Origin of the sequence: Pseudomonas sp. T1.Ur, from assembly GCF_023516725.1 — a bacterium.
Lineage (GTDB): Bacteria > Pseudomonadota > Gammaproteobacteria > Pseudomonadales > Pseudomonadaceae > Aquipseudomonas > Aquipseudomonas alvandae.
Genome location: NZ_JAMGSN010000001.1, coordinates 3906811 through 3919637, shown reverse-complemented (window position 1 = coordinate 3919637; position 12827 = coordinate 3906811). Strand labels below are relative to the sequence as shown.

General features: G+C 61.2%; 7 protein-coding genes and 1 pseudogene. 5 read left to right on the top strand and 3 right to left on the bottom strand.

Annotated features, from left to right (window positions below):
- The first annotated feature begins 47 nt into the window (after positions 1-47).
- Together M8Q45_RS17460 and M8Q45_RS17450 are read left to right on the top strand one after the other, a co-directional pair.
- A pseudogene (locus M8Q45_RS17460) lies at positions 48-4686 on the top strand (RHS repeat-associated core domain-containing protein).
- 3 nt (positions 4687-4689) lie between these two features.
- Positions 4690-4995 carry a hypothetical protein gene (locus tag M8Q45_RS17450; protein ID WP_249875752.1) on the top strand — a complete coding sequence of 102 codons (306 nt, stop codon included), beginning with the start codon at positions 4690-4692 and terminating at the stop codon, positions 4993-4995.
- Positions 4996-5176: 181 nt separating this feature from the next.
- Here M8Q45_RS17450 and M8Q45_RS17445 read toward each other — a convergent pair whose 3' ends face one another.
- Both M8Q45_RS17445 and M8Q45_RS17440 read right to left on the bottom strand, forming a co-directional pair.
- Complete coding sequence (locus M8Q45_RS17445) at positions 5177-6964, bottom strand: bifunctional diguanylate cyclase/phosphodiesterase (protein ID WP_249875751.1); 1788 nt, start codon at positions 6962-6964, stop codon at positions 5177-5179.
- 130 nt (positions 6965-7094) lie between these two features.
- Entirely contained in the window at positions 7095-9173 is a 2079-nt protein-coding gene (locus M8Q45_RS17440) for a carboxy terminal-processing peptidase (protein WP_249877343.1), read from the bottom strand.
- Between the two features lie 139 nt (positions 9174-9312).
- Between M8Q45_RS17440 and M8Q45_RS17435 the strand changes: the two genes are divergently transcribed.
- From M8Q45_RS17435 to M8Q45_RS17425, 3 genes are all read left to right on the top strand, one after another.
- Complete coding sequence (locus tag M8Q45_RS17435; RefSeq protein ID WP_249875750.1) at positions 9313-10275, top strand: zinc-binding dehydrogenase; 963 nt, start codon at positions 9313-9315, stop codon at positions 10273-10275.
- A gap of 233 nt (positions 10276-10508) precedes the next feature.
- Positions 10509-11144 carry a DUF1326 domain-containing protein gene (locus M8Q45_RS17430; protein ID WP_249875749.1) on the top strand — a complete coding sequence of 212 codons (636 nt, stop codon included), beginning with the start codon at positions 10509-10511 and terminating at the stop codon, positions 11142-11144.
- A 2-nt stretch (positions 11145-11146) separates the two neighbouring features.
- Positions 11147-11935, top strand: a complete 789-nt coding sequence (locus M8Q45_RS17425; RefSeq protein ID WP_249875748.1) for a DUF2182 domain-containing protein — start codon at positions 11147-11149, stop codon at positions 11933-11935.
- 206 nt (positions 11936-12141) lie between these two features.
- Here the strand turns inward: M8Q45_RS17425 and M8Q45_RS17420 are convergent, their stop codons facing one another.
- Positions 12142-12795, bottom strand: a complete 654-nt coding sequence (locus M8Q45_RS17420) for an HAD family hydrolase (RefSeq protein WP_249875747.1) — start codon at positions 12793-12795, stop codon at positions 12142-12144.
- Positions 12796-12827 lie beyond the last annotated feature (32 nt).

Here is a 12827-nt window from a genome sequence, read left to right as displayed (position 1 = left end):
ATGTCCGACCGTTTTTTCCTGCTGCCTCATGGCCGAGTCGCCTCTTGATGGATCAGGTGCGCCGCATCGAGGAGGCACTCGAGGACTTCAAGGACACCCTTCCTCTTTACCGCGAGCAGCTCGAAAGTTGGTACAGCCGGGCTGCGGACCGGGCCAGCCAAGCGGCCGACCTGCCTTCGCTGATGGGCATGGAGCGGTTGATTCGTTTCGGCGACGGCATCACCCCTGTCAGTATCCAAGACAAGGATTTCCTCTCTTCCGTCGCCCAGTGCCCGCAAGGCGGGAGCATGACGATCGAGAGCAAGCTCGAGTCTGTGTATGACATCCCGCTGGGCGATATTGTGGTCGATGTGGTGGCGGTGGACACGGGCGAAGTCACCCCAGTCACGCTTGATGCCCAGGGTATAGGGACTTTCAAGGGCGAGGCGGGGCGGTCCTATCGGGTTCACGTCCAAGGCGACGTATCCCACAAGCAAATTGACGATCTGTTTTCTTCCTACGACGGCTTGAGCTCCGATCTGACGGACTGGCTGCGCGGCGAGTGGCAGGGCTTCAAGCCGCGATGGGCCCAGCAGTCGCTGGCGACTTCGGCGGCAGCGGTGGGTAACGGCCTGCTCGCGGGTGGTTGGGCGGCGATCGAGGGCGTGTGGGACAGCATCGGTTTGCTGTCGGACATCCTCAAGGATCCCAGCCAATTTGGCGACCGGTTGGGCAGCAGTGCGGACGATTTGGTCAAGCTTGCCAAGTCGGCGCCACAGGTCATGGCGAAGCTCCAGCTACTCGTCAGTGACGAAGCGGCGCTCTGCCTGCTGGTGCGAACCGCCATGCTTTGGCTGGAGATGCTGCCACCCAGCGAATTAGCGGGCGGGACAGCGGCGGCAGTCGCCACGATGGTCGTGCAGTTGGCGATTGATCTGCTGATCGGCGTGGTGCTGACCTTTGTCGGTGCGGGGGCGGGCATTGCCTATTTGACGATGCGCTTGTTCCGGTACGGCGCACGGCTGCTGGATGCGGTAAAGCGTTTTATCAGCGCCATTTTCGCGCTGGTCAACGGCTTCATGGGCTACGTGGATCGCTACAAGACTGTGGCCGCGCGAGGTATCTCCGCGGGCGTGAAGAAAGGGCGGATGCAGTTGCGCTGGGACGCGCAGCGCAATACCACGCTGAAAAAGCAAGAACACCTCGACGACGCCTCCACTCAATCGACAAACCCCAACGGCGACCCGGCCGACAGCGCCGCCCAGACCCGCACCCACGGCTGCCCGGTGTCGATGGTCACCGGCGAGGAACTGCTGACCCTGGAAGACGGCACCCTCGACGGACGCCTGCCGTTTACCTTCACCCGGCTCTATCGCACCAGCGCCGCCGAACTGGACATCGGCCTCGGCCGCGGTTGGAGCCATGCCCTGGCCCATCGCCTGGTGATCGAAGGCGAGCAGGTCATCTGGATCGACCAGGAAAACCGCCGCACCACCTTCCCCCGGCCGAGCCTGCAACGCCCGGAGATCCACAACAGCCTGGCCCGCGCGGCCATCTACCTGAGCAATGAGCCGGACGAACTGATCATCGCCCAGCCCGGCGAAGACGCTCCTTTCCTACACTTTCGCGACGGTTGTCTGATCGCCCTGAGCGATCGGTACGACAACCGCCTGACCCTCCAGCGCAACATCTACGGCGACATCAGCCGCCTGGACAACGGCGCTGGACGCTGTCTGCGCTTGCGCTACGAACACCGTCACCTGGTTGCCATCGACTATCAGAGTTTTCAGCCGACGCCGACTCGCGACGAAAGCTGGCGCACTGAACACACGCTGGTTTCCTACCGCTACGACGGCCGTTTCCGACTGATTGAAGCGACTAACGCCGCTGGCGAAAGCGAACGCTACGACTACGACGACCAGCACGTCATCCTCCAGCGGCAACTGGCCGGGGGCGCGAGTTTTTACTGGGAGTGGCAAGGCCTCGGTCCCGCGGCGCGCTGCGTGCGGCATTGGGCGTCGTTCGCGCAAATGGACAGCCGCTACACCTGGGGCGAAGACGGCAGCGTCACGGTTCATAACCTCGATGGCAGCGAGGAGGTCTACGTTCACGACGACCGCGCGCGACTGGTGCGCCAGGTCGATCCCGCTGGCGGCGAACACCTCAAGGCCTATGACGAACAAGGCCGGCTGATCGCCGAGCAAGACCCGCTCGGCGCCGTCACTGAATACCGCTACGACGAAGTCGGACGGCTGGTGGCGCTGATTCCGCCTGAAGACGAGCCCACGTCCTACGAGTACCGAAACGGTTTCCTGCACGCCCGGCAGCGCGGCAAAGCCGTGTGGACCTACCGCCGCAACGACCAGGGCGACGTCATCGAGGCCATCGACCCGGACGGCCAGAGCACCTGGTACCACTACGACGGCCAAGGGCAACTGAAAACCATCAGCTACCCGGACGCCAGCGCCCATTATTTTGTGCGTAATCACCTGGGCCAGTTGACGAAAGAAACCCTGCCCGACGGCAGCCAGCGGTGTTTTTCCTACGACGCCCTCGGACGTTTGCTGACCCGCCAGGACGAACACGGCGCCATCACCCACTACCAATGGGACGCCGTGGGCCGCTTGCTGCAGACCACCTTGCCCACCGGCGCGACCCGCGCCTGGCGCTACAACGCCTACGGCAAGGTCATCGCCGAGCGGGACGAACTGGGCCGCACCACCCGTTACGAATACGCCGACGACCTGCACCTGATCAGCCGCCGCCTCAACCCCGACGGCAGCGAGCTGAAATATCGCTACGACTCGGCGCGGCTGTCGCTGACCGACATCGAGAACGAATCCGGCGAACACTATCGGCTGGACTACACGCCCAACGGACTGATCCGACAGGAAACCGGCTTCGACGGCCAGCGCACCGGTTATGCCTACGACCTCAACGGTCACCTGCTGGAAAAGACCGAGTTCGGTGCCGATGGCAGCCAGCGCATCACTCACTACCAGCGTGACAGCGCTGGCCGCCTGGTGCGAAAAACCTTGCCAGATGGCGAGGCGGTCGATTACCGCTACGACGCCCTTGGTCAGCGTCGACGACGGCCATTGGCCGCTGGCCTACGAGTACGACGCCCAAGACCGCCTCGTCGCCGAACACCAGGGCTGGGCGACCCTGCGTTATCGCTACGACAGCGTCGGTCGCTTGATCCACTGCCGACTGCCAGACCGCAGCACCCTCGACTATCACCATGCTCGAGGCGGCGCGCTGATCGCCATCGACCTCAACGGCACCTGCCTGACTGAACACCGCTTCAAGGGCGGCCGCGAAACCCAACGCCAGCAAGGCCTGCTGCTCAGCGACTACCGCTACGACGAACAAGGCCGCCTCAAGGCCCAGACCGTCTGGCAAACCCAGCAGCACCAACTGTTCTGGCGCGATTACTCCTACAGCGCCAACGGCAACCTCGCCGCGCTTTCTGACAAGCGAAACCGCCGCCGCTACCAGTACGACGCACAAGATCGCCTGCTCCGCATCGACTTTGCCCACACCCAAGGCCCGGAACGCTTCGCCCACGACCCGGCCGGCAACCTCTTGCTGCAAGACCGCCCCGGCCCGACCACCCTCAAGGGCAACCGCCTGCTCATGGAGGGCGACCGCCACTACGACTACGACGCCTACGGCAACCTCATCCGCGAACGCCGCGGCAAGGCCCATTGCCTGGTTACGCACTACCGCTACGACAGCCAACACCGTCTCATCGGCGTCACCAGCCCGGACGGCAACGAAACGTCCTACCGCTACGACGCCTTCGGCCGACGCATCGAAAAGACCGTGGCTGGCCAGACCACGGAATTCATCTGGCAAGGCGACCAAGTCATCGCCGAAAGCAGCGATAGCCACTACCAAAGCTACGTCTACGAACCCGGCACCTTCCGCCCCCTGGCCCTGCTCGAAGGCGAAGGTCCACAAAACGCCACGCCATTCCACTACCACAACGACCACCTCGGCACGCCCCAGGAACTGACCAGCCACCAAGGCGAAATCGTCTGGAGCGCACGCTACAACGGCTACGGCAAACTCACCGAACTGCGACACGGCGACGGCAAGCGCCTGGAACAACCGCTGCGCTTCCAGGGCCAATACCACGACCGGGAAAGCGGCCTGCACTACAACCGGCACCGGTACTACAATCCGGAGACGGGGCGGTACCTGACGCTGGATCCGAGCAAGCTCAGGGGTGGGCTCAATGGGTATCGGTACACCCTGAACCCGACGGGGTGGGTGGATCCGTTGGGGTTGGTGGATTGTCCAGCAAAAGGTAAATGTACTCCTGAACAGGGAGATCAAGCTCCTGAACAAAAAACAAGTGCTAACGAAGGTACACCCGAGCTTCCAGATGTCGAATGGACAAATCACGGTAACAAGCATGTTTCTCCAAAAGCGCCTTGGCCCGCCGTCGTAAAGTCTACTGCCAACGGTGGTGCAGCCAGGTATTTACCGGGTACTGATATCGAGGCACTGGAGCGTTATGTTTTTGCAAATGGACAGAGTGTTAACAACGGGAAGCCATGGAAAGTTATGGACCTGGGACGAACGGTCGGAGCAAACAACGGCAATGAAACTAGATATATGAGAGTTGAATTGAGCGCCCGCACAATACATGGCCACCCGATATCCGAAGAATCATTTAAAAAATACACAAAGAAGAAGTAATCGATGAACACTCAGAAAATAAACGAGCTTGGCGGAAAAGTAACATTTGATGATATTTCGCATTTAAACCAAGCAACGGAACCATTGCTGCTTATAGACGACCTGAAAGAGGACCTGTTTCAAGCCTGCTTCCCCTTGGATCAAATTTTAGATATCGGGTGGTACCCGGAGTTTTGTAAGGATGGCCATTTTAGGGTCGTTCTGATATCAGAGTCTAACTGGGACACTCCAATACACTGTGAAAACGCAAAGAACTGGGCAGAGTTGGAAGAAGTACTAACGAATGCGCTAAATAAAATTAAAAAATAGGACTTGGCAAACAGGGGCAGGTGAGTTGAGTTGATGCTGACTGCTAAATCGCTTTCACGAGCAGACTCGCTCCTACCAAGGATCAGCTAAAGGCCTGAAACAGGCTGCTCGGCCAACGGGGCTGCTGCGCAGCCCAGCGGGAGCAAGCTCCCTCGCCACGGGGGAGATCACCTTGCGGCCCTTACGCCAACAACCCCACCCCCGCAACCGGCACCTGCCCAGCCATCCCATCAATCAAATACAAACTCCCCCCAACAATCTCCTTGGCATGATGCTTCGCCTGCGAAGCCATTTCCGCCAACTGGCTGGCATCCAGCCCCGCACAAGCCTCGGCGCGCAGGTGCACCACCCCAATCGACAGCGACAGCAACGCAAACTCCTGCCGCACCCCTTGCCGGTTCAGCGCAGTAAAACATCCAGCTTCGAGATGTTCGGGACGGTAGAAGCGGCGGCAGTGGGTCTGGAAGTCGTTGAGGAGTTGGGTCAGGCGTTTGCGCCAGTCGTCTGGGCCGAGGACGAGTAGGAAGTCGTCGCCGCCGATGTGGCCGACGAAGTCGCGGCTGGGGTCGATGCGTTCGTTCAGGCATTGCGCCAGGCACAGCAGGACTTCGTCGCCGCGGCCGTAGCCATAGATGTCGTTGAAGGGTTTGAAGCTGTCGATGTCGACGTAGCAGATCACCGATTCCTGGCGTTGCTGCAACAGGCGGGTGAGGCATTGCTGGATCGGTACGTTGCCGGGTAGCAAGGTCAGCGGGTTGGCGTAGCGGGCCTGCTGGATTTTCAGCTCTGTGATGAGTTTGAGTACGTCGATGACTCGACCCAGTCCCATGTAGCTGCCGTTGAGGGTGATGATGAAGTCTTCTTCGATGCGTTGCCGGGCGCGGCTGGTGATGAGCCGGCTGACTTGCTGCAGGGACTGGCTGAGTTCCACCGCGAGGAAATCGTCGCTCATCAGGCGGCTGATGGGTTTGCGTGCGAACAGGTCGGTGGCGAAGGGCTTGAGCAGTGCGTCCGAGAGCGAGTGGCGATGGACGATACCGCACGGTTGGCCACGGTCATCCAGCACCGCCAGGGAGTTGAGGTTGGCCTGGCGGCGGAATGCGTCCAGGACGGCCGCCGTCGGTGTGTTGTGGGTCACTGCCGGTTGTTCGTTGAGCAATGCGCCAAGGTCGTTGACTTCGTCGCCCAGGGGCGTCGCGCCGCTGTCTCGGCGGGGCATCAGCGCCTTGGCGTCGTGGGACGGATATTCCTGTGGCCGGGCGAGCAGGTAGCCCTGGACCAGGTCGACGCCCATCTCGATCAACACGGCCAGTTCTTCCGGCAGTTCGATCCCTTCGGCGATCACCTGGGCCCGTGATGCCTGGGCAATCTTCAGGATCGAACCGACGAACTCGCGCTTGAGCGCGTCTTGGTGGATGCCGTCGATAAAATGCCGGTCGATTTTGACGTAGTCCGGTCGCAGTTCCGACCAGAGCCGCAAGCTCGAATAACCGGCGCCGAGGTCATCCAAGGCAATGGAAAAACCCATGGCCCGATAGTGATGCAGGGCGGTTTGCAGGAGCTGGAAATCGTCGATCGGGGTTTGTTCGGTCAGCTCGATGACGACCTGGCTGGGCGGAATGCCGAAGTCTTGCAAGAGCTGCAAGGTACGCCCGGTCTGGTGGGCCGATTCGAGCAAGGATTCGGGCGACACGTTGAGGAACAATTTGCCCGGCAGCTTTTGCTCATTGAAGCGCTGGCAGGCACTGCGTCGGCAGGCCAGTTCCAACTCGGTGAGTCGTCCGGCCTGGCGGGCCACGGACAGTAAGGCAATGGGGGAGTGCAGCGGGCTGTTGGACGGGCCGCGTGTCAGGGCTTCGTAGCCGACGATACGTCGCTCGGAAAGGCAGATGATCGGCTGGAACAGACTGTGCAAACCGCTTTGAGTCAGGATTGAGCTCAAGGCACTCAGCTGTTCTGTCGTGGTCATGGCGATCTCTGGCGATAAAAAAAGGACTGGGCGCAACCCCTGCTGGGGTGCGCCCGGTCCTGTATTTCACGACAGACTGATGTCAGTTTGATGACACTCCGACGAGCATCACCATTAAATGGCCATCATCTCAGTGCTTGGCGACCGCCGTGTTGAGTTTCAGGTAATCCAACAGGATCCGCCCGGTTTCGCTCAGGTAGGCATCGTCTTCCGGCTTGGTCTTTTCCGGTTCGGTGATGAGGTCTTCGTCTTCTTTCTTCAGCTCTTTGAGCGGTTCTTCGCCCTTGGCCTTGCGACGCAGGTTTTCCATCGCCAGTTGCTTGGCCTCGATGTCGGCATGCTGAGCGCGGCGGTCGGCTTCGTTGAGGCTGACGGTTTTTTCTGTCATCAGTTTCTGCGCCAGGGCCAGCTTGTCGCGAATGAACACAAACTCCGCGTCCTGGGCGGTGCGGGCGTCATGTTCGGATTTCAGCTGGGCCAGGTACGGCTTGAACGGGTCCACGGCCGGCTTGATCGCAGGTCGGATGGTGTCCCACGGCATGGCCTCGGGCAGGGCGCTTTCACCGATTTCCTTGGTGTCGATGATCGACGGATAATCGATGTCAGGCAGTACCCCCTGGTGCTGGGTGCTCTGGCCGGAAACCCGGTAGAACTTCGCCAGGGTCAGTTTCAGTTCGCCGTGGTTCAACGGCTGGATGGTCTGCACGGTGCCTTTGCCGAAGGTCTGGCCACCGATGATCAGCGCCCGGTGATAGTCCTGCATGGCGCCGGCGAAAATCTCCGAGGCCGAGGCGGACAGGCGATTGACCAGCAAGGCCATTGGCCCCTTGTAGAACGCGCCTGGATTTTCATCTTCCAGCACATCCACCCGGCCATCGGCGTTACGCACCAGCACGGTCGGGCCTTTGTCGATGAACAGGCTGGTCAACTCGGTGGCTTCCTGCAAGGAACCGCCGCCGTTGTTGCGCAAGTCGATGACGACGCCATCGACTTTTTCCTTCTGCAGTTCGGTCAGCAGTTTCTTCACGTCGCGGGTGGTGCTCTTGTAGTCCGGGTCCCCGGCGCGGAAGGCCTTGAAGTCCAGGTAGAACGCCGGGATCTCGATGATGCCGAGCTTGTAGTCCTTGCCGTCCTGCTTGAGGTTGAGGACCGATTTTTTCGCGGCCTGCTCTTCCAGCTTCACCGCTTCACGGGTGATGGACACGATTTTGCTGGTCTGGTCGTTCGGCGCATTGCTGGCCGGAATGACTTCCAGGCGAACCACCGAGCCTTTCGGGCCACGGATCAGCTTGACCACTTCGTCCAGGCGCCAGCCGACCACGTCGACCATTTCCTTGCTGCCCTGGGCGACACCGATGATCTTGTCGGCCGGGCCGACCTGCTTGGTCTTGTCCGCCGGGCCCGCGGGTACCAGGCGCACGATCTTGACCTGGTCGTTGTCGCTCTGCAGCACCGCGCCGATCCCTTCGAGGGAAAGGCTCATGTTGATGTCGAAGTTTTCCGCGTTATCCGGCGACAGATAATTGGTGTGCGGGTCGTAGGACATGGCGAAGGTGTTGATGTAGGCCTGGAAGACATCCTCGGCGCGGGTCTGGTCCAGGCGAGCCAATTGGTTCTTGTAGCGCTTGGTCAGGGTTTCCTGGATCTGCTTGGGATCCTTGCCGGCGATCTTCATGCGCAGGACCTCGTCCTTGACGCGCTTGCGCCACAGGTCGTCGAGTTCGGCTGTGCTTTTGAGCCAAGGTGCGTCCTTGCGATCGACCAGCAAGGTTTCCTTGGCATTGAAGTCGATCTTGTCGACGCCCTTGTTCAACTCCGCCAGGGCATAGTCCAGCCGCGCCTTGACGCGGTCCAGGTAGCGCTTGTAGATGACGAAGCCGGCGTTCAGGTCGCCGCTCTTGAGGAAATCGTCGAACTGGGTCTTCCACTTGTCGAATTCGGCAATGTCACTGGCCAGGAAGTAGCTGCGCGACGGATCAAGCAGCTTCAGGTAGCTGTCATAGATGATGACCGAGCGTGCGTCATCAAGCGGCGGCTTGCTGTAGTGATGGCGCTTGAGCAGCTCGACGACGTTGAGGCTGGCGATCACCTCGTCGCGATCGGGCTGAAGCTTGTCCCAGCTGTTGGCCGCAAACGTATTGCTCGAAAGCGTCGAAACGCCGAGGCCAATGAGAAGGGCAAGTGCAGTACTGGGGAACAAGTGCTTCATGCTGATTCGACGCAGGGACAATTGATAACGCATATTAGGCCGTCTTTGAAGTCGCCGGTTCCATGTGGCCCGGGCGCATAATGCAAGAAAGCCCGGCGTTGAAGCAGCGGGCCCAGTCGAGACTCACTATGGAGGCACCGTGAAAGCATTGCAAGGCGTTGAAGGTCAAGTGGTATGGGCAGATGAGCCGAGTCCGGCCTGTGATGCGGGGCAAGTTCGCATCCGCGTGGCCGCCGCCGGCCTGAATCGGGCCGATTTGTTGCAGAAAGCGGGGCATTATCCACCGCCTCCGGGCGCGAGCCAGGTGCTGGGGCTTGAGTGTTCCGGGGTGATCAGCGAAGTCGGGCCTGGCTCTTCCTGGCAGGTCGGTGACCGTGTTTGCGCGTTACTGGCCGGCGGCGGGATGGCCGAAGAGGTGGTGGTCGATGGCCGCCATGTGTTGCCTGTACCGGAAGGCCTGTCGATGGCTGAAGCGGCCGCGTTGCCTGAGGTCTACGGCACCGCGTGGCTGAATCTGTTCCAACTTGCCGGGTTGCGGCCGGGTGAAAAAGTGCTGCTGCACGCCGGTGCCAGTGGCGTCGGCTCGGCGGCGATCCAACTCTGCAAGGCGTTTGGAAACCCGTGCTGGGTCAGCGTCGGTTCGGCGGATCGGCTGGCCTATTGCGAAGCGCTGGGAGCCCAGGGCGGCGTGGTGCGCACCGACGATATCAATAGCCTGAACGACTTTGCGCCGTTCGACGTGATCCTCGATCCGGTCGGTGCGAACTACGCCAGCCTCAACGTGAAACTTTTGTCAGTTGACGGCCGCTGGGTGTTGATCGGCCTCATGGGCGGTCGCACGACCGAACTCGACCTGGCCCAGGTGCTGGGCAAGCGCATCCAATTGCTCGGTTCGACCCTGCGCAGTCGCAATGATCAATTCAAGGCCGACCTGATCAGCGAACTGGGGCAGAACGTATGGCCGCTGTTTACCGATAAACGCCTGAGTCCGCAGTTGGCCAAGACGTTTGCAATCACCGATGCCGAAGCGGCGTTTGCGGAGCTGGCGACGAACACGGTGTCCGGGAAGTTGGTGTTGGTGATCGATGAAAGCTTGAGCTGATGCAGATCCTGTGGGAGCGAGCTTGCTCGCGATAGCGGCGTGACAGTCAACAAGGCTGTTGAATGCTCGACCGCCATCGCGAGCAAGCTCGCTCCCACAGGAGGCAAGGGCGACTCCGGCACGCGGACCTTTGGTCGGCCGTGCGTATCCGTTGCGCTAGGCCTGCTAGCGTTAATCAATGAGGGGATGGGGTAACCGCAGCTTTCATTTCACTTTAGGTGAAGGGGTCGATCATGACCATCGCCGAATGGCGCATGCAGGGCGTCGAATTCATTGCCTGCAACTGCAATTGGGGCTGCCCCTGCCAATTCAATGCGCCACCGACCCATGGCCACTGCCAGGCAGTGGCGTCGATGCGGGTGGAGCGGGGGTATTTCGAGCAAGTCACGCTGGACGGCTTGTGCTGGGCCGCCACCTTCGCTTGGCCGGGCGCCATCCATGAGGGCAACGGCAGTTGCCAGGTGTTTATCGATGAACGCGCCGACGAGGCGCAACGCCAGGCCTTGCTGACTATTCTCTCTGGCCTGGAGAGCGATCCCGGAGCCAACGTGTTCCAGGTGTTCAGCAGCACCATGAGTGAGGCGTTCGAACCGCAGTTCGTGCCCATCACCCTGTCCATTGATGTCGATCAACGCTTGGCGCACCTGGATATTCCGGGCGTGCTACAGGCCAGCGGCGAGCCGATCCGCAGCCCGATCGACGGCTCGCCTCATCGCGTCCGCCTGTCGCTGCCCGACGGCTTCGAGTTCCATGAGGCTGAAGTCGCCAGCGGCAGCTACCAGACGCATTCAGCCCTCAAGCTGCAATCCCAGGGCAGCCATAGCCACCTCGCGCACGTGCACTTCACTGGCCACGGCATAGAGTCGTAGCGATGGCAGAACCTCAGGCGATAACGCCGAGTAAGCGACTGTCCGGCGAGCAGTTGCTGTTCCTGTTCTGCCTGCTCGCGCTGATCGCCATGGCCTGGCTGGTGCTGCTGCGCCTGGCCCATGACATGAGCGCGCCGGGCGCGATGGCGGATGCGGCAATGGCCGGTATGGTCATGCCCTGGAGCCTGGGCGATGCGCTGCTGATGTTCGCCATGTGGGGGGTGATGATGCTGGGCATGATGCTGCCCAGCGCCCTGCCCATGCTGCTGATCTACCAGCAGATGCTGCGCAAGCGCATGCCGTCACCGCAGCGACACCTGGCCCTCCTGCTGTTCTGCGGCGCCTATGGCCTGGTCTGGGTCGGCTTCGCCCTGGGCGCCACGGCGCTGCAGTGGGCACTTGAACAACTGGCCTTGCTCAGTCCGGCGATGCGCAGCAGCAGTACCGCGCTGGGCGCCGGCCTGCTGCTGGTCGCCGGCGTCTATCAATGGTTGCCCAGCAAGGCGACCTGCCTTGAGCATTGTCGCGGGCCGTTGCATTTTCTCATCAGCTACTGGCGCCCCGACGTGCTCGGCGGCTGGCGCATGGGCCTGGCCCATGGTGCTTACTGCCTGGGTTGCTGCTGGGCACTGATGGGCCTGCTGTTCGTCGTCGGCGTGATGAACCTGCTCTGGGTGGCAGTGATCGGTGTCTTCATCCTGCTGGAGAAAAACCTGCCCCAGGGACTCTGGCTCAGTCGTATCTGTGGTGTGTTGTTGATTGGCTGGAGTTTTTGGCTGCTGCTAGGTTGAACCTGTGGGCGAACAAGCTCGCTTGTATGGTCCTGTATTCGCGGGCTTGGATCGCCCCCGTGGCGAGGGAGCTTGCTCCCGCTGGGTGGCGCAGCCGCCCCAATCGGGACGGCGCAACTATCCAGGTAGACCGCGTCAGCCGGTTTTACGACTGCTTCGCAGCCGAGCGGGAGCAAGCTCCCTCGCCACGGGGACCGGAGTGGGGGTTATTTCCAACTATGGATCGGCCACCCAGCCAACTCGGCATGGGCCTTCAACACCGGGTCCGGGTTCACCACATGCGGGTAATCCACCCGCAGCAACAACGGCAGGTCATTGCGCGAATCGGAATAGAAACTCGCGCCTTCGAGGTTTTCTTCCTCGGCATCCAGCCAATCCAGCAGCCGGGTGATCTTGCCTTCGCGGTACGTCAGGGTGCCCACGGTCTTGCCGCTGTACACCCCGTGGGCCACGTCGAGTTCGATCGCCAGGATTTCATCGATGCCCAGGCGTTCGGCAATCGGCTTGACCAGGTGCGTGCCCGAAGCCGAGATCACCAGGATCCGGTCGCCGGCCTTGCGGTGTTCGGCGATGGCCTTGGTGGCGTCGCTGAAGATGATCGGCTCGATGAAATCCTCCACCCATGGCGCCACCAGGTGCTCGATTTCTTCCGGCGTGCGGCCGATCATCGGCTCCAGGCTGAAGTCCATGTACTCTTCCATGCGCAGCTTGCCGTGGCTGTAGGCGTCCATGAGCTCGTTGTTGCGCCGCATGAACGACTCGGGATCGACCCAGCCCAGGCGCCCCATCTGTTCGCTCCAGAGGGTGGCGCAGTCGCCGTGGATCAAGGTTTCGTCCAGATCAAAAATTGCCAGGGCCATCAGCGCGTTTTCCTTCTCAAGATCAGCTTCAA